Origin of the sequence: Streptomyces hamibioticus (assembly GCF_047946815.1) — a bacterium.
Lineage (GTDB): Bacteria > Actinomycetota > Actinomycetes > Streptomycetales > Streptomycetaceae > Streptomyces.
Genome location: NZ_JBKKQY010000001.1, coordinates 2,160,334 through 2,184,322 on the forward strand (window position 1 = coordinate 2,160,334; position 23,989 = coordinate 2,184,322).

18 protein-coding genes are annotated in these 23,989 nt (G+C 71.8%); 3 read left to right on the forward strand and 15 right to left on the reverse strand.

Annotated elements, in window-relative coordinates; translation table 11 throughout:
• Nucleotides 1-131 precede the first annotated feature (131 nt).
• Complete coding sequence (locus ACLGIH_RS09560; RefSeq protein WP_416529329.1) at nucleotides 132-2,507, reverse strand: polysaccharide lyase 8 family protein; 2,376 nt, start codon at nucleotides 2,505-2,507, stop codon at nucleotides 132-134.
• 236 nt (nucleotides 2,508-2,743) lie between these two features.
• Here ACLGIH_RS09560 and hpnR point away from each other — a divergent pair, with 236 nt between their 5' ends.
• The gene (gene hpnR / locus ACLGIH_RS09565; RefSeq protein ID WP_416524796.1) at nucleotides 2,744-4,240 is read left to right on the forward strand and encodes a hopanoid C-3 methylase HpnR; all 1,497 of its coding nucleotides are present in this window, start codon (nucleotides 2,744-2,746) and stop codon (nucleotides 4,238-4,240) included.
• A gap of 45 nt (nucleotides 4,241-4,285) precedes the next feature.
• Here the strand turns inward: hpnR and ACLGIH_RS09570 are convergent, their stop codons facing one another.
• From ACLGIH_RS09570 to ureA, 7 genes are all read right to left on the reverse strand, one after another.
• Nucleotides 4,286-5,632: a hypothetical protein gene (locus ACLGIH_RS09570; RefSeq protein WP_416524797.1), complete on the reverse strand. Its 1,347-nt coding sequence runs from the start codon at nucleotides 5,630-5,632 to the stop codon at nucleotides 4,286-4,288.
• Nucleotides 5,633-5,754: 122 nt separating this feature from the next.
• On the reverse strand, nucleotides 5,755-7,359 hold the full coding sequence (gene cimA, locus ACLGIH_RS09575; RefSeq protein ID WP_416524798.1) for a citramalate synthase: 1,605 nt from the start codon (nucleotides 7,357-7,359) through the stop codon (nucleotides 5,755-5,757).
• Between the two features lie 309 nt (nucleotides 7,360-7,668).
• Nucleotides 7,669-8,322 (reverse strand): TetR/AcrR family transcriptional regulator, encoded by a 654-nt coding sequence (locus ACLGIH_RS09580; RefSeq protein ID WP_416524799.1) that lies wholly within the window; start codon nucleotides 8,320-8,322, stop codon nucleotides 7,669-7,671.
• Nucleotides 8,319-8,810, reverse strand: coding sequence for a hypothetical protein (locus ACLGIH_RS09585; RefSeq protein WP_416524800.1), 492 nt, complete (start codon nucleotides 8,808-8,810; stop codon nucleotides 8,319-8,321). Before ACLGIH_RS09585 ends, ACLGIH_RS09580 begins: the two co-directional genes overlap by 4 nt.
• A 9-nt stretch (nucleotides 8,811-8,819) precedes the next feature.
• Nucleotides 8,820-9,866 carry an agmatine deiminase family protein gene (locus ACLGIH_RS09590; RefSeq protein ID WP_416524801.1) on the reverse strand — a complete coding sequence of 349 codons (1,047 nt, stop codon included), beginning with the start codon at nucleotides 9,864-9,866 and terminating at the stop codon, nucleotides 8,820-8,822.
• 33 nt (nucleotides 9,867-9,899) lie between these two features.
• Nucleotides 9,900-11,612: an urease subunit alpha gene (locus ACLGIH_RS09595; protein ID WP_416524802.1), complete on the reverse strand. Its 1,713-nt coding sequence runs from the start codon at nucleotides 11,610-11,612 to the stop codon at nucleotides 9,900-9,902.
• Nucleotides 11,609-12,328: an urease subunit gamma gene (ureA, locus tag ACLGIH_RS09600; protein ID WP_416524803.1), complete on the reverse strand. Its 720-nt coding sequence runs from the start codon at nucleotides 12,326-12,328 to the stop codon at nucleotides 11,609-11,611. Before ureA ends, ACLGIH_RS09595 begins: the two co-directional genes overlap by 4 nt.
• A gap of 176 nt (nucleotides 12,329-12,504) precedes the next feature.
• Here ureA and ACLGIH_RS09605 point away from each other — a divergent pair, with 176 nt between their 5' ends.
• On the forward strand, nucleotides 12,505-13,944 hold the full coding sequence (locus ACLGIH_RS09605) for a cytosine permease (RefSeq protein ID WP_416524804.1): 1,440 nt from the start codon (nucleotides 12,505-12,507) through the stop codon (nucleotides 13,942-13,944).
• Nucleotides 13,945-14,003: 59 nt separating this feature from the next.
• Here the strand turns inward: ACLGIH_RS09605 and ACLGIH_RS09610 are convergent, their stop codons facing one another.
• The 5 genes from ACLGIH_RS09610 to ACLGIH_RS09630 form a co-directional block, all read right to left on the reverse strand.
• Nucleotides 14,004-15,092 carry a branched-chain amino acid aminotransferase gene (locus ACLGIH_RS09610; RefSeq protein WP_416524805.1) on the reverse strand — a complete coding sequence of 363 codons (1,089 nt, stop codon included), beginning with the start codon at nucleotides 15,090-15,092 and terminating at the stop codon, nucleotides 14,004-14,006.
• A 263-nt stretch (nucleotides 15,093-15,355) separates the two neighbouring features.
• On the reverse strand, nucleotides 15,356-16,399 hold the full coding sequence (locus tag ACLGIH_RS09615; RefSeq protein ID WP_416524806.1) for a 3-isopropylmalate dehydrogenase: 1,044 nt from the start codon (nucleotides 16,397-16,399) through the stop codon (nucleotides 15,356-15,358).
• Between the two features lie 79 nt (nucleotides 16,400-16,478).
• Nucleotides 16,479-16,610: a hypothetical protein gene (locus ACLGIH_RS09620; protein ID WP_416524807.1), complete on the reverse strand. Its 132-nt coding sequence runs from the start codon at nucleotides 16,608-16,610 to the stop codon at nucleotides 16,479-16,481.
• Nucleotides 16,611-16,945: 335 nt separating this feature from the next.
• Nucleotides 16,946-18,577, reverse strand: a complete 1,632-nt coding sequence (pruA, locus tag ACLGIH_RS09625; protein ID WP_416524808.1) for an L-glutamate gamma-semialdehyde dehydrogenase — start codon at nucleotides 18,575-18,577, stop codon at nucleotides 16,946-16,948.
• A gap of 51 nt (nucleotides 18,578-18,628) precedes the next feature.
• A complete protein-coding gene (locus tag ACLGIH_RS09630; protein WP_416524809.1) occupies nucleotides 18,629-19,555 on the reverse strand; it encodes a proline dehydrogenase family protein in 927 nt (308 codons plus the stop codon).
• A gap of 164 nt (nucleotides 19,556-19,719) precedes the next feature.
• Here ACLGIH_RS09630 and ACLGIH_RS09635 point away from each other — a divergent pair, with 164 nt between their 5' ends.
• Nucleotides 19,720-20,928 (forward strand): PucR family transcriptional regulator, encoded by a 1,209-nt coding sequence (locus ACLGIH_RS09635; RefSeq protein ID WP_416524810.1) that lies wholly within the window; start codon nucleotides 19,720-19,722, stop codon nucleotides 20,926-20,928.
• A gap of 88 nt (nucleotides 20,929-21,016) precedes the next feature.
• On the opposite strand, the gene serA is transcribed toward ACLGIH_RS09635, so the two are convergent.
• Together serA and ilvC are read right to left on the reverse strand one after the other, a co-directional pair.
• On the reverse strand, nucleotides 21,017-22,618 hold the full coding sequence (serA, locus tag ACLGIH_RS09640; RefSeq protein WP_416524811.1) for a phosphoglycerate dehydrogenase: 1,602 nt from the start codon (nucleotides 22,616-22,618) through the stop codon (nucleotides 21,017-21,019).
• 266 nt (nucleotides 22,619-22,884) lie between these two features.
• Entirely contained in the window at nucleotides 22,885-23,883 is a 999-nt protein-coding gene (gene ilvC, locus ACLGIH_RS09645) for a ketol-acid reductoisomerase (protein ID WP_416524812.1), read from the reverse strand.
• Nucleotides 23,884-23,989 lie beyond the last annotated feature (106 nt).

A 23,989-nucleotide genomic window follows, 5' to 3' on the forward strand; every position in this document is an offset into this window, starting at 1 on the left:
AAGGAATGCGAGCCGTCGACTCCGTACAGTCTCCGGCGTGTTTTCCTGGTACCCCTGAACAGAACCACAGCGGCATGCAGCCGTTTCGACTGCTCAGCGGGCCCTCGCCTTGTAGAGGTCGCACAAAGTCGTCAGGCGAGAGACACCTCACATTCATGGGTGGCGCATACCGTCCCCGGAGTGACGCGCACGCGCAGCCGTCGGCCCGTGGCGAGGATCTCCACCGTTTCGTCGGCCCGTACGACACCGCGTACCGGACGGTCCCAGACGATCTCCAGCGGCTCCCCCGTGCGCGGCGGCTCGCTCACGCAGAGCCTAGCGGTACGTCCTCGGCGGCGGACCAGCACGCTCGCCCCGGCCGACGCGGTGAGCGGACCGGCCGTGCCGGCCCGCCAGAAGGTGGCCGCCGTCAAACCGAGGGCCGGGGCGTCGACCGCCTGGCGGCCGGAGTCGTTGGCGAGGATCCGCAGCCGGCGGCGGTCGGCGGCGTACCGGGCGACGGTGCGGCGGTCGGCGCCGGGCAGCAGGACGTAGGCGTAGCCGGCGTCCGCCGGGTCGGTGCCGTGGTCGATCCAGAGGGTCTGCCAGCGGCGGGTGCGGCGCTCGGACGTGCTGGTGGTGTTGATGTCGGACCAGGCGCCGGTGCGGTCCTCGCGGAGGGTGCGCAGGTCGCCGTCGAGGACGATCCAGCCGCCGTGGCCGTCGAGGTGCGCCCAGCCGGCGCCGCGGACGAAGGCGTTGGTGCCGGCCTCCCCCAGGTTGCGGTTGTCGACGACCGTCTCGACGCCGACGCCGTCCGCGCAGCTGATGCCGGCGCCGAGGCAGACGACGCAGTCCGCGAGGAAGAACCAGGACTTGCGGGCCCGAAGGGTGGAGCCCAGGCCCTTCAGGTGCTGTCCGACCGCCGCGAACTCGCCGTCGGTGGTGCCGCCGACCCAGCGCACGTCGGGCTTGGGCGCCCCCCATTCGCCGCCCGCCCGGTCGGGGAGGCGCCGGGTGGAGACGGTGGTGCCGGGCAGGCGATACCAGTCGACGGTGGGCCAGTACCAGTCGGTGTACTGGTCCGAGGGTCCCGTCGGCCACCAGGAGAGCATTCCGGCGCCGGTGTGCCAGCCGCGCGGGTTCTCGCCGTTGCCGCACTCGTAGTGGGCGATGCGGTCGCTGGCCATGGCGAGGGCGGCGGTGAAGCCGGGGCGGCGGTGGACGGCACGGTCCATGGCCGGGAACAGGCGGTGCCCGACGGGTTCGGGCGCGGCCTCGACGGGTGCGGCGGCGACGGCGCGCAGCCGGGCCAGGTCGGCGACGCCGAACTGGGGCGCCGTCAGGATCGGCGGGACCGCCTCACCGGCGGCTCGTTCGATCCAGCCCTTGATCCGCGCGTGCCAGCGCTCCCGTTCCGCCGCGCTCGCGCCGCCCGCGAGGACCGCCATGGCCGCGATGAGCTGCTGTCCGTGGTAGTGGTCGCTGCGCATGACGTGCCGGTCGTCGCTCTTGAGGAGACCCCGGCTGATGGCGCGTCCGTTGACGCAGTCCATCACCAGTCCGTCGTGGATGAGCGGCGCGTAGGCGTGTTCGACGCTGTCCAGGGCGATCTGCCGGTTCGGGTCCGTGACCTCCCACGGGGAGCCGGCCAGGAGGGTGAGGATGCGGCCGAGGCCGTCCAGCATGACCTGCCCGTACGTCCCCGAATAGGCGACCCATGTGTGCTGGACGAACGAGCCGTCGGCGTAGAGGCCGTCGCCCTCGGTGACGTACGGGAAGACCGGGGAGAGCGCGTCCCGGGCCAGGGCGATCTTGGCGGGGGCCCGGCCGAGGATGCCGCGCAGGGCGACGGAGCGGCACAGGTCGACGCGGTTGGCGCCGGTGGAGGTGCCGGTGTAGTCACCGAGCATGCGGTCGGGGACGAAGTGGTCGACGGCCGCGCAGGCCGCGGCGACGCGGTCGGCGCCGAGGTGGTCGTACAGGGCGGCCGTGATGTCCATCAGCAGACGGGGGCTGCCGATCTGCCATTCCCACCAGTTGCCGTACCGGGTGGTGGCGGGGCTGTAGACGGTGGCGGAGACGTGGTCGAGGCCGCGCAGGAGGTCGGCGAGCAGGGCCTGGTCGCCGGTGGAACCGGTGCCCGGCTGGACGTAGGCCCGGGTCATCGTCCACAGGCGGTGGTAGCTGAAGGTGATGCCGGCCGGGGGGTCGAACGGGTGGCCGGGCCAGAGGGAGTCCGGTGCCGGGGCCATGGCGGCGCGGAATCCGCGGGCCAGCTCGCCGGTCTCGGCGAGCCGGGCGGCGTAAGGCTCCTCGGCCGGGTCGTAGCCGGTGCCGAGGGCGAGGTCCAGCCAGCGCCGGCGGAGGACGTCGTAGGGGTCGGCGGCGGCCGGGGCGGGGGTGCCCGGCACCGGGGCGAGGCCGGCGGCCAGGGCGGTGGCGAGGAGCACGGTACGGCGGGCCGGCAGGGCCCTGCGGTCGGGGGCCGGGACGGTGGGGCGTCGGGCGGGCCACAGTGGGGTCATGTCCATGCCGTCTACCACGCCGTCCGGGCGCTCGGGAACCGATGCGACCGTACGTGGCGGACGGGTGGCGGCCGCCGGGGCGGTGCGGTGCGTCCACCGTTGGGGGCCACGGGGTGCGCCAGGCGGCGGTATGGAGGGTGCGCCGCTCCGCTTTCCCGGATAGGCAGGGCATACGTCCTGTTCGTTCCGGTTCCCCTTCGTTCCGGTGCGTCGCCGATCCCGTGACGAGGTGACCCATGCGTGTGCTGCTCGTCCATCCCAGCGCCCTGATGTACTCCGAGATCTTCCTGCGGCTGGAACCGCTGGGCCTCGAACGAGTGGCCGGGGCCGCCAGGGAGGCGGGGCACGACGTCCGGGTCGTGGACCTCCAGGTGCTGGGGCCCGCACAGCTGCGGGCCGAGGTGCGCTCGTTCCGGCCGCAGGCCCTCGGCGTCTCGCTGAACTACCTGGCCAACATCCCCGAGGCGATCGAGCTGGCCGCCGAGGTGAAGCGGGAGGTCCCGGGCTGCTTCGTCTTCTTCGGCGGGCACAGCGTCTCCTTCGTCGCCGAGGAGGTGCTGGAGCAGGCGGCCGGTGCGGTGGACGCGGTGGTCCGCGGCGAGGGGGAGCCGGTGATGGCTCCGCTGCTGACGGCGGTGCGGGACGGCGGGGTGGAGGGTGTGCCCGGCGTCGTCACGCCCGTCGGCCGGGGGCCGGCGCCGCTGATGCTGCACAGCATCGACACCCCGCTCCCGGCACGGGACCTGATGCGCAACCGCCGCCGCTACTTCATCGGCGAGCTGGACCCGTGCGCCTCGATCGAGTTCACGCGCGGCTGCCCGTGGGACTGCTCGTTCTGCTCGGCGTGGACGTTCTACGGCCGCAGCTACCGCAAGGTGTCCCCCGAGGCGGCGGCCGAGGACCTGGCGAGAATCCGTGAGCCCAACGTGTTCATCGTCGACGACGTGGCCTTCATCCGGCCCGAGCACGGCAACGCCATCGCCGCCGAGGTGGAGCGGCGGCGCATCCGCAAGCGGTACTACCTGGAGACGCGCAGTGACGTCCTGCTGCGCCACCCGGAGGTGTTCGAGCGGTGGGCGCGGCTGGGTCTGAGCTACATGTTCCTCGGGATGGAGGCCATCGACGCCGAGGGACTGGACCTGTTCCGCAAGCGGATCAGCCCGGACGAGAACTTCAAGGCGCTGGAGACCGCCCGCCGCCTCGGCATCCACGTCGCCATCAACCTGATCGTCGACCCGGCCTGGGACGAGGAGCGCTTCCGCGTCGTGCGGGAGTTCGCGCTGTCCGTCCCGGAGATCGTCCACTTCACGGTGATGACGCCGTACCCCGGTACGGAGATCTGGCACACCGAGTCGCGCCGGCTCACCACCCGCGACTACCGGCTCTTCGACATCCAGCACGCGGTGGTCCCCACCACGCTGCCGCTGGAGCGCTTCTACGAGGAGCTGGTCCGCACCCAGGCCGTGATCAACCGCAAGCACCTGGGGCTGCGCACGGCGTTCGGCGCGGGCCGGGTGCTGGCCCGGAACCTGCTGCACGGGCAGACCAACTTCGCCCGCATGCTGTGGAAGTTCAACCAGGTCTACAACCCGCGCCGGCAGCTCGCCGACCACACCAGGCCGGTCCGCTACGAGCTGCCGCTGCCCCAGCCGGTCGACGTCGGCGACCGGCGCCAGCTGTACGTCCACACGCGCGGGGGCACGCAGGCCAGGGCCCGCAAGACCAGCGAGTGACCCGGCCCGCGGGGCCGTCGCCGCAGAAGCGGGCGGCCCCGGCGGTCAGAAGCCGCCGCCGAAGTCACCGCCGCCGAAACCGCCGCCGCCGAAGTCGCCGAAGCCTCCGCCGAAGTCGCCCGAGTCGAAGTCGGCACCGGAGACGTCACCGCCGGTGTAGCCGCCGAAGTCGCCGTAGCCGGCGCCGTAGTCGGCCGCGTAGGACGGGGTGGCCATCATGCTGCCGAGCATCGTGCCGACCAGCAGGGCGGGCAGCAGGCCGCCGCCGAAGTAGCCGCCCGCCCAGGGGCCGTAGGCCGGGCCCGCGTCCCAGTAGGGGCGGCGGCCGGAGGCGGTCTCCACCTCGCGGACCATCGGTTCGAGTCCGTCGGACAGCCGGGCCCGGTCGGCGGCGCAGACCGGCACCTCACGGGTGGCGCCGCTCGGCGGCGTCCAGGTGACGTCGGCGACCGAAGGGCCGTGCCGGGGGTCGAAGAAGCAGGGCGGCCGGCGGTCGGGCAGCGGGCGTCCCTCGCGGCGGGCGGCGAGCTGGGCGAGCGAGAAGCGGCCATCCTCCAGCGTCTGGGTGACCGGCCGCACGTCCTCCGGTTTGCGGGCGTCCGCCATCCCCGTCTTGGCCTGCTCGTAGGCGTCGAGGGCACGTTCGTAGTCGGAGCGCATGGCGTCGTCGGCGCCCGGCTCGGCCGGGTGGAAGTCGAGGCGGTCCAGTTCCTCGCCGAAGGCGGTGATGTCCTCGTCCACGACCACCCGCAGCTTCTCCAGCGCCTCCCGCTGCGCCTCCTCGTGACGGCGGCGGTTGCGGCGCACGACGGCGTAGGCGCCGGCGCCGCCCGCGGCGAGCAGCGCACCCGTGGTGAGCAGGCCGGTGACCGAGACGCCGTCGGCGCCCGAGCCCTCGCTCCAGCCGCTGGGGGCCGTGCCGCCGAGGTTGCTGCGCAGCGCGCTGTCGACGAAGTCGTTCAGCTGCGCCTTGACGTCGCCCGCGCCCTGGACGGACGCGACCAGGTTGTTCACGCCCTGGCGGCCGAGCACGGCGCTGTCGGCGCGCGCGTCGAACTGGTCGCCGAGGCGGATGCCGTACAGGCCGGTGATGCCGGTTTCGGTACGGAGGTTCTGGAACAGGTTCTGCTTCGGGTAGTCGGCCGGGAGGACCGCGACGAAGATCGGCTCGTCGGCGCCCTCGATCTTGTCGGCGAGCGCCTCGGCGTCCGACTGCGACAGCAGGTCGGAGGCGGCCGGGTCCACGTACACGGGACTCTCGCGCAGGGACTCGGCGATCCTGGACAGGTCTGTGGCCGCATGGGCACCGGACGCGCCGACCGTGAGAACCGCCAGAGCGGCGGCGACCGGCACGATCAGGAGGCGGAGCAGCCGTGCCATCGTGCCCTTCATAATTCGAAAGTACCCGAATAGCCCGGAAAGGGACAGGAAAAGAGGCAGCGCCCCGGGGCGACTCGTGTGGCCCTCGGGACGCTGTCCGGACGCGGCGGCGGCCCGGGCCGCCGCCGCCGGGGTCATTCGGCCGGTACGACACCCGCCCGCAGCAGCCCATAGGCGTAGGCGTCCTCCAGTGCCTGCCAGGAGGCGGCGATCACGTTCTCCGCCACCCCCACCGTCGACCACTCGCCGACGCCGTCGGACGTGGAGATCAGCACCCGGGTGGTGGAGCTGGTGCCGTGCTTGCCCTCCAGGATGCGGACCTTGTAGTCGACCAGCTCCAGCTTGGCGAGCTGCGGGTAGATCTTCTCCAGCGCGACGCGCAGCGCCCGGTCCAGGGCGTTGACCGGACCGTTGCCCTCCGCGGTGGCGACGATGCGCTCGCCCTTGGCCCACAGCTTCACCGTGGCCTCGTTGGCGTGGGTGCCGTCGGGGCGGTCCTCGACGATCGCGCGCCAGGACTCGGTCCGGAAGTACTGCAGCGGGCCGCCCTCGGCCTCCGCGCGCAGCAGCAGCTCGAAGCTGGCGTCGGCGGCCTCGTAGGTGTAGCCCTGCAGCTCCCGCTCCTTGACCCGCTCGACGACCCGGCCGACCAGCTCGCGGTCGCCGCCGAGGTCGACGCCCAGTTCCTTGCCCTTCAGCTCGATGGAGGCGCGGCCGGCCATGTCGGAGACCAGCATCCGCATGGTGTTGCCGACCCGCTCGGGGTCGATGTGCTGGTACAGGTCCGGGTCGACCTTGATCGCGGAGGCGTGCAGGCCCGCCTTGTGGGCGAAGGCGGACAGGCCGACGTAGGGCTGGTGGGTGGACGGGGTGAGGTTGACGACCTCGGCGATCGCGTGCGAGATGCGGGTCATCTCGCGCAGCCGCCCCTCGGGCAGCACCTGCTTGCCGTACTTCAGCTCCAGCGCGGCCACGACCGGGAACAGGTTGGCGTTGCCGACCCGCTCGCCGTAGCCGTTGGCGGTGCACTGCACGTGGGTGGCGCCCGCGTCGACGGCGGCGAGGGTGTTGGCGACGGCGCAGCCGGTGTCGTCCTGGGCGTGGATGCCGAGCCGGGCGCCGGTGTCGGCGAGCACCGTGGAGACCACGGCCTGGATCTGCGCCGGGAGCATGCCGCCGTTGGTGTCGCACAGGATGACGACGTCGGCGCCGGCCTCGGAGGCCGTGCGGACGACCGCCTTGGCGTACTCCGGGTTGGCGCGGTAGCCGTCGAAGAAGTGCTCGCAGTCGACGAAGACCCGGCGGCCCTGCTCGGTGAGGTGGGCGACCGTGTCGCGGACCATCTCCAGGTTCTCGTCGAGGGTGGTGCGCAGGGCGAGTTCGACGTGCCGGTCGTGGGACTTGGCGACCAGGGTGATCACCGGCGCCCCCGACTCCAGGAGCGCCCTGACCTGCGGGTCGTCGGCGGCCTTCGCGCCGGCGCGGCGGGTGGCGCCGAAGGCGACCAGCTGGGCGTGCTGGAAGTCGATCTCCTGCCGGGCACGGGCGAAGAACTCGGTGTCCCGCGGGTTCGCGCCGGGCCAGCCGCCCTCGATGAACCCCACGCCGAACTCGTCCAGGTGCCGGGCGATGGCCAGCTTGTCCGCGACGGTGAGGTTGATGCCCTCCCGCTGCGCGCCGTCGCGCAGCGTGGTGTCGAAGACGTGGAAGGAATCGTCGAGCTCGCTGGGTGCGGTCATGATCTGAAGGCTCCTGTGTTGGATCTCGGTCTACCGGAATGACCGGCTCCACCGTCCTTCTATGATCCCTCGCGCTCTCCTCCCGGCTTGGGGTGGGCCGGGAAACAGAAAAACCTCTCGCGGGTGCGAGAGGTCTGCGCGCGGGTCGAGGACGACGGTGTCCGCCCGTACCTGGTCGTACGTGGCGGTCACTGCGGACCGGCGCGCCTGCTGCCAATAATCATGGCGAACGAGAGCACGGAGGCAGTCTGGCACAGTCCGCCCCGGTGCTCACCGTCCGTCTCAGGATGCGAGCAGAACGCGTCTGTTTCAGGCCTCCGGGCCGTCGGCCGTCTCGGCCCCGCGGTCCCTCGGGCCCCCGGCCAGCAGGCTGTCGGCGAGGAACTCCCGTACGTGCGCGAGGGTCAGCTCCCGGTCCGTGCCGCGCAGGCCGATCGCCACGTGGATGGCGAAGCCGTCGAGGAGGGCGCGCAGCCGGGCGGCGAATCGGTCGGCGTCCACGGGGCGGAACTCGCCGCGCGAGATGCCCTCGGCGAGCAGGGCGACCAGGTCGCGGTGCCAGGCGCCCTCGATGGCGGCCTGCCGGTCGCGGGCGTCGTCGTCGGCGTTCTGCGAGCGGTTCCACACCTCCAGCCACAGTGTCCAGTGCGGGTCGCGGTGGCCGTCGGGCACGTACAGGTCGACGTAGGCGTCGAGGCGGTCCCGGGCGGGGCCGGACCGGGTGAGCAGCCGGGCGCGCTCGGCACCGAGCCGGCCCTCGCTCCACTCCAGCGTCTGGAGCAGCAGTTCGTCCTTGGAGTGGAAGTAGTAGAGGAGGTGTCCGCTGCTCATGCCGACGGTGCGCCCGAGCGCCGCCATGGTGAGCTGCTCCAGACCGCGCTCGGCGATCATCTCCATGGCGGCGGCGAGGACCGTCTCGCGGGGCGGGGCCGGGGTGCGGCGGCGGGCGCCGGGAGTGCTCATGCCGGCGTCGCCCGGACCGCGTCGGGCAGGAGGCGCAGCTCGTACGGGCCGTAGCACTCGCTGTGCCACGTCCCCAGCACGGCCGCGCAGCCACCGCACACCCGGTTGGGTCCCGCCATGCCCGGCGCTCCGCAGCAGCCCACCTCCTGGACGTCCGGGTTGCCGGACGTCCGCCCGTGCGCGTCCTCGGGGTTCAGCACCAGGGTGCCGCGCGGGCCCCGGGAGACCAGGGTGCGGCCGTCCTCGTCCGAGACGACGAGGCCGGGGGAGGTGGAGCCGTCCCAGTCCGGGTCCGGGTGCGGCTCGTACGGCGCCCCGCTCGGCTCGGGGTCCACCGCGTAGCCGCCGAGCGGCACGGTGGAGGGGGCGTGCCGCGAGCCGTCCGGGTTCGGCAGCCCGTCGTACTCCGGGCGTTCGGGTACTTCGGGCAGCGGCCGGAGCGGCCCGGTGAGGCGGTGGCCGCAGGACGCGCAGAGCAGGACGTTCACCCGTCTGTTCTACCTGACGGCCGCCTTCGGCTGCTGCTGGGTTATGCAGTGGATGCCGCCGCCGCCCGAGAAGATCGTCCGCGCGTCCACCAGGGTCACCGTCCGCTGCGGGTACAGGCGGCGGAAGATGCCGGCCGCGATCTCGTCGCGCGGGTCGTCGAAGCCGCAGAGCACGACGCCGCCGTTGCAGACGTAGTGGTTGATGTAGGAGTAGTCGGCCCAGTGGCCGTCGGCCTCCAGGACGGTCGGGGCCGGGACCTCGACGACCTCCAGGCGGCGGCCCCGGGCGTCGGTGGCGGCCTTGAGAATGCCGATGGACTCCTTGGTGACCTCGTGGTCGGGGTGGGCCGGGTCCGGCTGGTGGTGGGCGACGACCACGCCGGGGCCCGCGAAGGCGGCGACGATGTCGACGTGGCCGAGGGTGCCGAAGCCGTACGGGGGGTAGTCGGCGGTCAGGCCGCGCGGCAGCCAGATCGCCTTGCGGGTGCCGAGGTGGGCGTGGACCTCCGCCTCGACCTGCTCCTTCGTCCAGCCGGGATTGCGCTCGGGGCCGAGCTGGACCGTCTCCGTGAGCAGCACCGTGCCCTCACCGTCGACATGGATCCCGCCGCCCTCGTTGACCAGCGGCGAGGTGTACGTCCGGGCGCCCGCGAGGTCGGCGACATACGCGCCGATCTTCGCGTCGTGGTCCCAGCGGGCCCATTCCTGCGCGCCCCAGCCGTTGAACGTCCAGTCGACGGCGGCGAGTTCCCCGCGGCCGTCGGTCAGGAAGGTCGGGCCGATGTCGCGCATCCAGGCGTCGTCCAGCTCCCGCTCGACCGTCTCGACGTCGTCGCCGAGGAGGGCCCGGGCCTCGGCCGACTGGCCCGGTCCGCACACCACCGTCACCGGCTCGAAGCGGCGCACCGCACGGGCCACCGACGCCCAGGCGATCCGGGAGGCGGCCAGGTCCTCGGGGTCCTCGAACGTCGGGTTGGGGCCCGGCCAGGCCATCCAGGTGCGCTCGTGCGGGGCCCACTCGGGGGGCATGCGGAAGCCGTCGGCGGCAGCAGACATGTGCGGTCCTTGTCAGTGACGATCAAGTGAGGATCAGAGGAAGTACAGACGGTTGAGGGAGACCGAGTCGGCCGGGTCGGAGCGCAGCGGGTCGCCGTCCAGGGTGACCAGACCGGTGCGCTGGTCGACGTCGACCTGTCCGGTACGGGAGTTCAGGCGCAGGTCGGCCGGTCCGATGCCGCGGGTGCCGCGCACGGCGACCCGGCGGCGCCGGGTGGGCATCGTGTCGTGCCCCTGGTCGACGGCGGCCTGCGCGACGAAGGCGACGGAGATCTCGGCGGGCGTGGCGCCGTGCGAGCCGAACTGCGGTCCCAGCACCAGGGGTTCGCAGGTGTCGGTGGCCGCGTTGGGGTCGCCGACCACGCCGTACGCCGGGAAGCCGGCCTTCAGCACGAGCTGCGGCTTGGCGCCGAAGTACTCCGGCCGCCACAGCACGATGTCGGCGAGCTTGCCCACCTCGATGGAGCCGACCTCGTGCGAGAGGCCGTGGGCGATGGCGGGGTTGACGGTCAGCTTGGCCATGTACCGCAGGACCCGCTCGTTGTCGTCGTCCCCGTCGGCGCCGAACTGGGCCTTCATCTTCCCGGCCATGGCGAAGGTACGGCGCACGGTCTCGCCGGCCCGGCCCATGCCCTGCGCGTCGGAGGAGGTGATGCCGATCGCGCCCAGGTCGTGCAGCACGTCCTCGGCGCCCATCGTCCCGGCGCGGATGCGGTCGCGGGCCATGGCGGCGTCGCCCGGCAGCTCCGGCTTCAGGTCGTGGACGGAGACGATCATGCCGTAGTGCTCGGCGACGGCGTCCCGGCCGAAGGGCAGGGTGGGGTTGGTGGAGGAACCGATGACGTTGGGGACGCCGGCCATCTTCAGCACGTTCGGGACGTGCCCGCCGCCGCAGCCCTCGATGTGGAAGGCGTGGATGGTGCGGCCCTCCAGGACACGCAGGGTGTCCTCCACCGACAGGCACTCGTTGAGGCCGTCGCTGTGCAGGGCGACCTGGACGTCGTGCTCCTCGGCGACGCGCAGGGCGGTGTCCAGGGCGCGCGTGTGGGCGCCCATGTCCTCGTGCACCTTGAAACCGGACGCGCCGCCCTCGGCCAGCGCCTCGATCAGCGGCGCCTCGTGGGACGAGGACCCCCGGCCCAGGAAGCCGATGTTGACGGGCCAGGCGTCGAACGCGCCGAACGCGTGCTTCAGCGCCCAGGGCGAGTTGACGCCGACGCCCCAGACCGGGCCGAACTCCTGCCCGATCACCGTGGTCACGCCGGAGGCGAGCGAGGCCTCCATGATGCGCGGCGACAGCAGGTGGACGTGGGTGTCCACGGCCCCGGCGGTGGCGATGAGCCCCTCGCCGGACACGATGGAGGTACCGGTGCCGACCACGACGTCGACGCCGTCGAGGGTGTCGGGGTTCCCCGCCCGGCCGATGCCGCAGATCCGGCCCTCGCGAATGCCGATCGACACCTTCCGGATGCCCTGCGCCGCGTCGATCACCACGACGTTGCTGATCACGACGTCGCAGGTCTCGCGGACGGCGGCGGCCTTGAGGTGCAGTCCGTCGCGGGCGGTCTTGCCGAACCCGGCGAGGAACTCGTCGCCGTAGTGCTGGGAGTCGGACTCGACGCGGATCACCAGGCCCGAGTCGCCGAGGCGGACCCGGTCGCCGGCGCGGGGGCCGTGGGTGGCGGCGTAGGCGTGCGGGTCGATGTGGATCGACTCGCTGATCTCCCGTCCCTTCGAGCGGCTCATCGCTCGTCTCCTTCCGCCGTGACCGCACCGGGCTCCGCCGTGACCCCCAGGTATCCGCAGGCCGCGGCCCGGCGCAGCGCCTCCTCCTTGGCGCCCGGCGTGTCCAGCGGCCCGTCGACCAGACCGGCGAAGCCGATCGCGACCCGCCGCCCGCCGATCGGCACGAGACCGACCTCGCGGCTCTCCCCCGGGCCGAAGCGGACCGAGGACCCGGCGGGCACGGCCAGGCGCATGCCGTAGGCCCGCTCGCGGTCGAAGTCGAGGCGCGGGTTGGCCTCGAAGAAGTGGAAGTGGGAGGTGACCGAGACGGGCACGGAGGCGGTGTTGGTGACCGGGATCCGCACCGCCGCCTCGGGCTCGTCGTGGTCCGGGCCCGGCAGCAGCGCGCCCGGCGCCTGCTCGGCCAGTGAGCCGCCGCCGATCGGGTCGGAGACCACCGCGAGCCGGGAGCCGTCGTCGAAGACCGCCTCGACGTGCACCTCGGTGACCACGTCGGCGACGCCCGGCAGCACGTCGTCCGGGCCGAGCACGGACCGGGCCGCCTCGATCGCCTCGGCGAGCCGGGCGCCGTCGCGGGCCGCCTCGCAGACGGTGTCGGCGATCAGCGCCGTGGCCTCGGGGACGTTGAGCCGCCGGCCGCGCGCCCTGCGGGCCCGGGCCAGCTCGGCGGCCGTGAACAGCAGCAGCCGGTCGCGTTCGGTGGGGGTCAGTCGCACGGCCGGTCACCTCCTTGCGGTCTCTCGACCAGACATCAGTCGACGGAGTTAGAGCATCACTCTAAACCTGGGATCTGAGCAAGCCAACCATTGACGTGGGTGAAAGAGAAGGGTCACATTGAGCGTCGCTCAATAACTCTGCAAGCCACTCTGCAAGCCGTCGAAGGAGACCAGCCATGCCGATCGAACAGCGCGGAGTCGACACCATTCCCGAAGCGGAACGCACCAGCGGGCCCCGGGACCTCGTCTCGATCCTGCTGGGCTCCAACCTCTGCCTCGGCGTGATCGTCTTCGGCTGGCTGCCGCCGTCCTTCGGCCTCGGCTGGTGGTCGTCGGTGAGTGCCGTGGTGGCGGGCACGGTGGCCGGTGTGGTGTTCACGGCACCGCTGGCACTGATCTCGCTGCGCACCGGCACCAACCTGTCGACCTCGTCGGGCGCCCAGTTCGGCGTGCGCGGCCGGCTGGTCGGCTCGGTGGTCGGTCTGCTGCTGGCCCTCGGCTACACGGCGCTGACCGTGTGGATCGGCGGCGACGTGATGCTGAGCGTGCTCGGCCGGCTGACCGGAATGCCGCAGAACGATCTGTCGTACGGGCTCGTCTACGGTCTGCTGGCCGCGGCGACGGTCGTCGCGGCGGTGTACGGCTACCGGGTGCTGCTCGCCATGTCCCGGGTCCTGGCCTTCGGCATGACCGCCCTGCTGGTGCTCGGCGTGATCGCCTACGCCCCGGACTTCACCACCGCCGCGCTGCCGGAGGCCGGCGGCTATCTGCTGGGCGGGTTCTGGCCGACCTGGCTGCTTGCGGCGGTGGCCGCCGGGCTCTCCGGCCCGATCGCCTTCATCACCCTCCTGGGCGACTACACTCGCTACATCTCCCCCGCCCGCCACTCCTCCCGCCGGGTGCTGCACGCGACCTGGCTGGGGCTGATGCTGGGCCTGCTGGTGCCGCAGCTGTTCGGCACCTTCACCTCCTACGCCGCCCGCGCCGCGCTCGACTACGCCGGTCCGCTGGTCGACGCCTCCCCCGCCTGGTACCTGGTGCCGCTGCTGCTCGCCGCCTCGGCGGGCTCGGTCGGCAACGCGGGGCTGATGCTGTACTCGATGGGCCTGGACCTGGACGCCATCGTGCCGCGCGTCTCCCGCGCCCGGGCGACGTACACGGTCGCCGTGGTCGCCACCGGCTGCGTCTTCTTCGGGCACTACGCCTGGGACGCGCAGTCCGCCATGACGTCCTTCGTGCTGCTGCTGACCGCGATCGGCACGCCGTGGGCGGTGATCACGCTGATCGGCTTCGCCCGCTGCGGCGGGGAGTACGACGCCGACGCGCTCCAGGTCTTCAACCGCCGCGCGCGGGGCGGCGTCTACTGGTACTCCGCGGGCTGGAACATCCCGGCGACGGTCTCCTGGGCGGCCGGCGCGGTCGTCGGCGTCCTGGCGGTGTCCCTGCCGTCGTACGAGGGCCCGCTGCTGGCGCTGACCGGCGGGGTGGACTGCAGCTTCCTGCTGTCAGGGCTGGTCGGCGGCGTGGTGTACCTGCTGTGGACGCCGGGCTCCGTGCGGCGAAGCCCGGGTGCGCCCGACCCGACCCGCCCGGCGCTCGAGGACGAGGTCGTCTAGACCGGGCCGGCGATCCGGGGGCGGGAGCCCCCGGCGACGCCCGCACCGGCACCGGGGACCTACCCCAGCTGGTGCATCCACCCGTGCTTGTCCTCCGCCGTACCGCGCTGGATGTCCAGCAGGGCCTGCCGCAGCCGCATCGTGACCTCGCCGGGCTCGCCCCCGCTCTGCTGCCACTCGGCGCCGGCCCGCTTGACGGTGCCGACCGGGGTGATGACGGCGGCCGTACCGCAGGCGAAGACCTCGGTGAGGCTGCCGTTCTCCGCGTCCCGCTGCCACTGCTCGACCGAGACCCGGCCCTCCTCGGCCCGGTAGCCGAGGTCGCGGGCGACGGTGAGCAGGGAGTCGCGGGTGACGCCCTCCAGGATGGAGCCGGTGAGGGACGGGGTGACGATCCGGTCGCCGTACACGAAGTACAGGTTCATGCCGCCCAGCTCCTCGACCCACCGGTGCTCGACGGCGTCGAGGTAGCAGACCTGGTCGCAGCCCTTGGCGGCGGCCTCGGCCTGGGCGAGCAGGGACGCGGCGTAGTTGCCGCCGGTCTTGGCGTCGCCCATGCCGCCCGGGACGGCGCGGACGCGGTCCTCGGAGACCCAGATGGAGACCGGCCTGACACCGCCGGGGAAGTAGGCGCCGGCCGGGGAGGCGATGACGATGAAGAGGTACTCGTTGGCGGGCTTCACGCCGAGGCCGACCTCGGTGGCGACCATGAACGGGCGCAGGTAGAGGGACTCCTCGCCGCCGTGCGCCGGAACCCAGGCCTGGTCCTGCTTCACCAGCGCGTCGCACGCCTCGATGAAGGTCTCCACCGGCAGCTCCGGCATGCCGAGCCGGCGCGAGGAGGCCTGGAAGCGCTGGGCGTTCTTCTCCGGGCGGAAGGTGGCGACGGTCCCGTCGGGCCGGCGGTAGGCCTTCAGCCCCTCGAAGATCTCCTGCGCGTAGTGCAGGACCATGGTGGCCGGGTCGAGGGAGAGCGGGCCGTACGGGACGAGCTGTCCGTCGTGCCAGCCGCGGCCCTCGGTCCACTTGATCGTCACCATGTGGTCGGTGAAGTGGCGGCCGAACCCGGGATTCGCCAGGATCCTCCCGCGCTCGGCGTCCGAGAGCGGGTGGGCGGAGGGCTTCAGCTCGATCGTGGGCGTCGTCATGGATAGATGTCCTTCACCGGTAGTCGTGACGGGCCGCGCTCACGCCCGTACGGCCGGTGGCCAGTGCTAGGACGTCCGAGCATTCCCTCATACGGCGGCTCCGCGTCCGATTATCGCGCGCGGACCCCGACGGCTGAAACGGGGTGAATGCGTCCCGGGAAATCGATGGTCGCACCCGGCGGAGACAGGTGAAAGCCGCCGGGCGCCTTGTTTCTGGAACCCGACGGCTTCGATTGGTTGTCGATCGAGTGGCGCGGCGGGTGTCAGCCGGCTACTCGTACGGCGAGCGCGTCGCCGATCTCCGCGGTGCTGCGGGCCGGCTTGCCCACCCGCTCACCGAGGTCGGCGGCGACCGCGTCCTCGATGCGGGCGGCCTCGGCGTCGAGGCCGAGGTGGCGCAGCAGCAGGGCGACGGACAGGACCGTGGCGGTCGGGTCGGCCTTGCCCTGGCCGGCGATGTCCGGGGCCGAGCCGTGCACGGGCTCGAACATGGACGGGAACTCGCCGGAGGGGTTGATGTTCCCGCTCGCGGCGACGCCGATGCCGCCGGAGACGGCCGCGGCGAGGTCGGTGATGATGTCGCCGAAGAGGTTGTCGGTGACGATCACGTCGAAGCGGCCCGGGTCGGTGACGAGGTAGATCGTCGCCGCGTCGACGTGGATGTAGTCGGTGGTGACCTCGGGATACTCCTCGGCCACCTGGTTGAAGACGTTCGTCCACAGGTGGCCCGCGAAGGTCAGCACGTTGTTCTTGTGGACCAGCGTGAGCTTCTTGCGCGGGCGGGCCTGCGCGCGGGCGAAGGCGTCGCGGACGACGCGTTCGACACCGTAGGCGGTGTTGACGGACACCTCGGTGGCGACCTCGTGGGGGGTGCCCTTGCGGATGGTGCCGCCGTTGCCGGTGTACGGGCCCTCGGTGCCCTCCCGGACCACGACGAAGTCGATCGCGGGCTGGCCGGCCAGCGGGGTCGCGACGCCCGGGAGCAGCTTGCTCGGGCGGAGGTTGACGTGGTGGTCGAAGGCGAAGCGGAGCTTGAGCAGGAAGCCGCGCTCCAGGACGCCGGACGGCACCGACGGGTCTCCGATCGCGCCGAGCAGGATGGCGTCGTGCCGCTTCAGGACGTCGAGGTCGGCGTCGGTGAGGGTCTCACCGGTGGCGTGGTACCGCTGGGCGCCGAAGTCGTACTCCTTGGTCTCCAGCTTCACATCCTGCGGAAGCACGGCGGAGAGGACCTTCAGGCCTTCGGTAACGACCTCCTGGCCGATGCCGTCGCCGGGGATGACTGCGAGATCGATGCTGCGAGACATGGCCGCACCCTACTCCTCGTCCCAGGGGATGACATGCGGTGTCCGCCATGCGGACACCGCAGGCTCGGTGGCCGAGGGGTCACTGGCCGCCGGCTCCGCCGTTGTCACGGCGGTCGAGGGCGCGCTGGAGGGCGGCGGCGGCGTTCTTGCGGTCGGCGTCGCTGGTGCGGGTCAGGTGACGGACGCGGCGGCGGACGGTCGTCTCGGCCATGGGGGATCGACTCCTTCGAGGAATGTCGAGTGCGGAAGAGACTCCCCCACCGCCTAATGGGCGTGGGCGGAACCCCGGAAGGGGCGGGGAGCGGCGGGCGGCAGGGGTTGCCTGCGCGAGGCCCGGCTCACGACCGCCATTCGCTGGATGGAGCGAGACGTTCGACTTCTACAAAGCTAAGGGAGGGCAGGGCGTCTGTCTCCACAATTACTCGGACTTCCTACTATCTGAGACAGTGCGGTCGGCCACACCGCCCTGACCTGCACATACGGACGGGCCAGGTCGAGGAGACCTGGCCCGTCCGGGACCGGGGTGGGCGTCGGCCCACGCCGGGATCAGCCCATGTGCGGGTAGGTGTAGTCGGTCGGCGGGACCAGCGTCTCCTTGATGGCGCGGGTCAGGGTCCAGCGCATCAGGTTCTGCGGGGCACCGGCCTTGTCGTCGGTGCCGGAGGCCCGGCCGCCGCCGAAGGGCTGCTGGCCGACGACGGCGCCGGTCGACTTGTCGTTGATGTAGAAGTTGCCGGCCGCGTAGCGCAGCTTCTCCATCGTGTACGCCACCGCCGCGCGGTCGTTGGCGATGACCGAGCCGGTCAGGGCGTAGTCGGAGACGGACTCCATCTGGGTCAGCATCTCGTCGTACCGGTCGTCCTCGTAGACGTGCACGGCGAGGATCGGGCCGAAGTACTCGGTGCGGAACACCTCGTTCTCCGGGTCGGTGCACTCGATGACGGTCGGGCGGACGAAGTAGCCGACCGAGTCGTCGTAGCTGCCGCCGGCGACGATCGTGCAGGCCTCGTCCTCCTTGGCGCGGTCGATGGCGGCCTTGTTCTTGGCGAACGACCGCTCGTCGATGACGGCGCCCATGAAGTTGGACAGGTCGGTGACGTCACCCATGGTGAGGTAGTCGACCTCGGCGCAGAACTCCTCCTTGAAGCCGGAGTTCCAGATGGAGGCCGGGATGTACGCGCGCGAGGTGGCGCTGCACTTCTGGCCCTGGTACTCGAAGGCACCGCGGGTCAGGGCGGTCTTGAGCACCGCGCGGTCGGCCGACGGGTGGGCGACCAGGAAGTCCTTGCCGCCGGTCTCGCCGACCAGACGCGGGTAGGTGCGGTACTTCTCGATGTTGTTGCCGACCGTCTTCCACAGGTACTGGAAGGTCTTGGTCGAGCCGGTGAAGTGGATGCCCGCCAGGTCGCGGTGTTCCAGGGCGACCTCGGAGACCTCGATGCCGTCGCCGGTGACGAGGTTGATGACGCCCTTGGGCAGCCCGGCCTCCTCCAGCAGCTGCATCAGCAGCACGGCGGCGTGGGTCTGGGTCGGGGACGGCTTCCAGACCACGACGTTGCCCATCAGCGCGGGGGCGGTGGGCAGGTTGCCCGCGATGGCGCTGAAGTTGAACGGCGTGATGGCGTAGACGAAGCCCTCCAGCGGGCGGTGGTCCAGCCGGTTCCACACGCCCGGAGAGTTGGCCGGGGGCTGCTCGGCCAGGATCTTGCGGGCGTAGGAGACGTTGAACCGCCAGAAGTCGATCAGCTCGCAGGGCGTGTCGATCTCGGCCTGCTGGGCGGTCTTGGACTGGCCGAGCATGGTGGAGGCGGCCAGCGTCTCGCGCCACGGGCCGGAGAGCAGGTCGGCGGCGCGCAGGATGATCGCCGCGCGGTCGTCGAAGGACATCGCGCGCCAGGCGGGGGCCGCGGCCAGGGCGGCGTCGATGGCGTCCTGCGCGTCCTGCTGGGTGGCGTTGCCGTACGTGCCCAGGCGGGCCTTGTGGTTGTGCGGCTGCACGACGTCGAAGCGCTCGCCGCCGCCCATCCGCTTCTCGCCGCCGATGGTGCAGGGCAGGTCGATCGGGTTGTCGGCGAGTTCCCGGAGCTTCATCTCCAGGCGAGCGCGTTCCGGGGTACCGGGGGCGTAGCCGTGCACCGGCTCGTTGACGGGGGTGGGGACCTGGGTCACAGCGTCCATGGGTTCCGTACTCCTTGAGTTGAGCGGTCTTGCGAGCGTGGTGCGGGCGGCTCAGCCCTTGGTGACCATCGAGCGGACGAAGAACTGCAGGTTCGCCGGCTTCTCCGCCAGACGGCGCATGAAGTAGCCGTACCAGTCGGTGCCGTAGGCCGTGTAGACGCGCATCCGGTGGCCCTCGGCGGCGAGCCGCAGGTGCTCGTCGCTGCGGATGCCGTACAGCATCTGGAACTCGTACTCGTCGAGCTTTCGCCCGGCGCGGTGGGCGAGCTCCTGCGCGATGGAGATCAGACGCGGGTCGTGGGACCCGATCATCGGGTAGCCCTCGCCCTCCATCAGCGTCTTCAGGATGCGGACGTACGCCTTGTCGATCTCGTGCTTCTGCTGGTAGGCGACCTCGGCGGGCTCCTTGTAGGCGCCCTTCACCAACCGTACGCGACTGCCGCTCTCGGCGAGGCGGCGCGCGTCGGCCTCGGTGCGGAAGAGGTACGACTGGATGACGCAGCCGGTCTGCGGGACGTCCTTGCGCAGCTCCTCGTGGATGGCGAACATCGAGTCGAGGGTGGTGTGGTCCTCGGCGTCGAGGGTGACCGTGGTGCCGATCCCGGCGGCGGCCTCGACGACCGGGCGGACGTTCTTCAACGCCAGCTGGTGCCCGCCGTCCAGCGCCTGGCCGAACATCGACAGCTTGACGGACATCTCCGCGCGCGTGCCGAGCCCGAGCGGCCCCAGCCGGTCGATCAGCTCCAGGTAGGCGTCGCGGGCGGCCTCGGCCTGCTCGGGGGTGGTGATGTCCTCGCCGACGACGTCCATCGTCAGCTCCAGGCCCTGGTCGGTGAGGTCCCGGATGATCGGCAGGATCTCGTCCACGGTCTCGCCGGGGATGAAGCGGTCGACGACCTGTTTGGTCACGGGAGCCGCCGAGACCAGGCGTCGCATCCGGTCGCTGCGCGACGCGGCGAGAATCACGGGACCCAGCACGGGGCACCTCCACTTACCAAGCAACACAAGGCCGCGTCCCGACGTTTCGGGAACGGCACGGAGAACCACCGTGAAACCTAAGGATGGCTCCGATCGTCGGCCATCGACAGCTGTCACGCATCCGTGCCACAGATCTCAGACAGATGTATGAAGGCCGCGCGCTTATGCGGCAGAATGCCCGGGTGACGTCGGATTTCGCAGGTGACTACCAGGAGCTGGTCGACGAGCTGTCCCAGCTGCTGGGCGCCCCCGCGACGCTGGAGAGCCGCGACTTCGAGCTGATCGCCTTCGGCGCCTACGACAGCGAGGGCGACCTCGATCCGTCGGCCCTGGACCCGGTGCGCACCCGCTCGATCCTGACCCGGCGGTCCACGGCGGCGGTCCGCTCCTGGTTCGAGGGCTTCGGCATCACCCGCGCCACCGGTCCGGTCCGCATCCCGCCGACGCCGGAGGCCGGGGTGTACCGGGGCCGGATCTGTCTGCCGGTACGCCATCGGGGTGTCGTCCTCGGCTACGTGTGGCTCCTGGACACCGACCCTGGTCCGAACGAGCGGCAGCTGACCGCGGCGATGGAGGTCACCGCCCGGATCGGCGCACTGCTCGCGGACGAGGCCCAGCACGGCGCCGACCTCAGCCGGGAGCTGCGCGCGGTGCTCACCGCCGAGCGGGGCTGGCAGCGGGACATGGCCGTCGCCGAGCTGCGCACCGCCCTGGGCCCCCGCGGGGACGTGCTCCACACGGTTGTCTGCGTGGCCCCGTGGCCGTCCGCCGACCCGGACGACGCGCCGTCGGTGCGTACGGTGCCGGGGGCGACGGCGCTGTGCACGCTGCCCTGGGGGTCCGCCTCGCAGTGTCTGGCCCTGCTGGTCCGGCTGCGCTCGGCGGACGTGCCGACCCCGGCGACCACGGCGGCTGGGCGGCTGCTGGAGCGGGCCCGCGGTCTCGGCGGTGCTCCGGGCGGGGAGCCGGCGGCCGGGATCGCCGCGGCCCGCACCGGGCTCGCGGAGCTGGGGGCGGCCTGGCGGGAGGCGTCGGCGGCGGCGCGGGCCGCGCTGGCGGAGCGCAGGTTCGGCCCGGTCGCCGAGTGGGCGTCGATCGGCCCGTTCCGCCTGCTCACGGCGCTGCCTGCGGAGGCGGCCCACGACCCCGCCGTACGGTCCCTGCTCTCCCCCGCCCACCGGGAGCTGGCCCGCACCGCCGAGGTGTACCTCGACTGCGCCGGGCAGGCCGGCCGCACGGCCGCCGCACTGGGCGTGCACCGCCAGACCCTGTACTACCGCCTGGGCCGGGTCGAGCAGCTCACCGGCCTGGACCTGGACGACGGGGAGGACCGGCTGCTGCTGCACATGGCGCTCAAGGCGCACCGTCTTTAGCGGCGGCCTCTTCGACGCGCACGGAAAACGCCCCGCCCCCCGTTCAGGCTGAACGGGGGGCGGGGCGATGCCCCGGGGAGACGGTCGCTCAGACCAGGTTGACCGACCGGGCCGACGTGGCCCCGATCTCCGCGGAGAGCTCGCCCAGCACCCCGGAGGACACCGTGTCGTCGACGGTCAGCACGGCCAGCGCCTCGCCGCCCACCGTCGCACGGGCGACCTGCATGCCGGCGATGTTGATGCCCGCCTCGCCGAGGATGCGGCCGACGGTGCCGACGACACCGGGACGGTCCTCGTAGCGCAGGACGACCATGTGCTCCGCGAGCGCCAGGTCGACGTCGTACTCACCGACCGCGACGATCTTCTGGACGTGCTTGGGGCCGGCCAGCGTGCCGGAGACCGACACCTCCTCGCCGCTCGCCAGGGTGCCGCGCACGGTGACCACGTTGCGGTGGTCGGCGGACTCGGAGCTGGTGGTCAGGCGCACCTCGACACCGCGCTCCTGGGCGAACAGCGGGGCGTTGACGTAGGACACCGTCTCGTCGACGACGTCCTCGAAGACGCCCTTGAGCGCCGAGAGCTCCAGCACCTTCACGTCGTGCTGGGTGATCTCGCCGTAGACCTCGACGTCGAGGCGGACGGCGACCTCGCCGGCCAGCGCGGTGAAGATCCGGCCCAGACGCTCGGCGAGCGGCAGGCCCGGCTTGACGTCCTCGGCGATGACGCCGCCCTGGACGTTGACCGCGTCGGGGACCAGCTCACCGGCGAGCGCCAGGCGCACCGACCGCGCCACCGCGATACCGGCCTTCTCCTGCGCCTCGTCGGTGGAGGCGCCGAGGTGCGGGGTGCAGACGACCTGGTCGAACTCGAACAGCGGCGAGTCGGTGCACGGCTCCTTGGCGTACACGTCCAGGCCGGCGCCGGCGACGCGGCCCTCCTTCAGCGCCGAGTACAGCGCCTCCTCGTCGACGATGCCGCCGCGCGCGGCGTTGACGATGCGGACGCTCGGCTTGACCTTGCGCAGCGCCTCGTCGCCGATCAGACCGAGGGTCTCGGGGGTCTTGGGCAGGTGGACGGTGATGAAGTCGGAGACCTCGAGCAGCTCGTCCAGCGACAGCACCTTGACGCCCATCTGCGCGGCCCGCGCGGGCTGCACGTAGGGGTCGTAGGCGACGACCTTCATGCCGAAGGCGGACATGCGCTGCGCGACGAGGGCGCCGATCCGGCCCAGACCCACGACGCCGAGGGTCTTCTCGGCCAGCTCGACGCCGGTGTACTTGCTGCGCTTCCACTCGCCGTTCTTCAGCGCGGCGTTGGCCTGCGGGATGTTGCGGGCGGTGGCGAGGACCAGACCGCAGGCCAGTTCGGCGGCGGTCACGATGTTCGAGGTGGGGGCGTTGACGACCATCACACCGGCCTTGGTGGCGGCGGAGACGTCCACGTTGTCCAGGCCGACGCCGGCTCGCGCGACGACCTTGAGCTTGTTCGCGGCGGCGATCGCCTCGGCGTCGACCTTGGTGGCCGAGCGGATCAGGATCGCGTCCACGTCGGCGATGGCGGGGAGCAGTTCGGCGCGGTCCGCGCCGTTGCACCGGCGGATCTCGAAGTCCGGGCCAAGCGCGTCCACGGTGGCGGGCGACAGCTCTTCAGCAATGAGTACCGTAGCTTTTTGACTGGGGTACGAGCTCACGTGAGTCCTCACATGTCCAATGCGGACGGCCGTCCCGACGGCCGCTGGCGGTGGAGGGGCTAGCCGCGTGGAAGACGCACGACGCTGTGGGCCTGACGCGTTTGTTGTTCAGCAGTCTAGTGGCGCGGGGCGGGTCGTCTTGCGCCTCTGCGGAAGGATCACCCGTCCGTGGCTGGACGGGGTGGACAACGCCGTTGTCCACGGCGTTGCCCCGGGTTCGCCGAAGGGGCCGGAGCAACATCGCTCCGGCCCCCGGCCCTCGAGACCTACGCCTCTTCGTCGACCCAGCTCATGAGCTTGCGCAGCTCCTTGCCGGTGGTCTCCAGCAGGTGCTCGGAGTCCTGCTTCTTGTACTCGTTGTACTTCTTCAGACCACCGTGGTACTCGTCCATCCAGTTCTTGGCGAACGTGCCGTCCTGGATCTCGGCGAGAACCTTCTTCATCTCGGCCTTGGTGGCGTCGGTGATGATGCGCGGGCCGGTGACGTAGTCGCCCCACTCGGCGGTCTCGGAGATCGACCAGCGCATCTTCTCCAGGCCGCCCTCGTACATGAGGTCGACGATCAGCTTCAGCTCGTGCAGGCACTCGAAGTAGGCGATCTCCGGCTGGTAGCCGGCCTCGGTCAGCGTCTCGAAGCCCGCCTTGACCAGCGCCGCGGTACCGCCGCAGAGCACGGCCTGCTCGCCGAACAGGTCGGTCTCGGTCTCCTCGGTGAAGGTCGTCTTGATGACGCCGGCGCGGGTGCCGCCGATGCCCTTGGCGTAGGAGAGGGCCAGCGCGAAGGCGTTGCCGGAGGCGTCCTGCTCGACGGCGGCGATGCAGGGCACGCCGCGGCCCTCCTCGTACTGGCGGCGGACCAGGTGGCCCGGGCCCTTCGGGGCGACCATGCAGACGTCCACGCAGGCCGGGGGCTTGATGAACCCGTAGCGGATGTTCAGGCCGTGGCCGAAGAACAGGGCGTCGCCGTCCTTGAGGTTGGGGGCGATGTGCTCCTCGTAGACCTGGGCCTGGATCGGGTCCGGGACCAGGATCATGATGACGTCGGCCTCGGCGGCGGCCTCCGACGGGCTCACCACGCGCAGGCCCTGCTCCTCGGCCTTGGCCTTGGACGTGGAGCCCTCGTGCAGACCGACGCGCACGTCGACGCCGGAGTCGCGCAGCGACAGGGCGTGGGCGTGGCCCTGGCTGCCGTAACCGATGACCGCGACCTTGCGGCCCTGGATGATGGACAGGTCGGCGTCGGCGTCGTAGAACAGCTCGGCCACTTTGGGTTCTCTCCTCGGGAGTACAGGTGTTGCTTCCCACCGTATGACGGTGCGGGGAAGGGAGGGTTCGGGGTCTCGGAATACGGGCGGCCGGGCCGGGGGCGCC